At 35.7% G+C, this 339-nt stretch carries 1 pseudogene; it reads right to left on the minus strand.

The window, feature by feature from the left end:
* Positions 1-53 precede the first annotated feature (53 nt).
* A pseudogene (locus tag SCA31_RS22745) lies at positions 54-339 on the minus strand (hypothetical protein); the annotation flags it as partial.

The following is a 339-nucleotide window of genomic DNA, read 5'->3' on the forward strand; positions in this document are numbered from 1 at the left end:
GATACTTCTATAATAGACTTGTCTATCCAATCCGAACAATTCGCAGGTAAAGATTAGGGTTTCTTTTTCTTCACTGCGGAAGCGGGTGATTGTTCGGATGGTAAGTTTTTTCTGATATCAATATCATATTCTTTCTCGGCAAGATTAATCATCATATCGAAAAATATGACCTTTTTATCTGCAATGTAAGACTGTCTCTCTAAAAATGCTTTCTGTTTTTCAAGCAGTTTAACTTCAGCTTCCAATTCCATAATACGCTGTTCAGGAGTCTTTTTCATGCTAAATGTCGTTTGGTTTTCCCAATCAAAGGTACCATATTTTCTAAGCCAACCAACAGTC

The organism is Chryseobacterium sp. SIMBA_028 (assembly GCF_046535285.1).
Classification (GTDB): Bacteria; Bacteroidota; Bacteroidia; order Flavobacteriales; family Weeksellaceae; genus Chryseobacterium.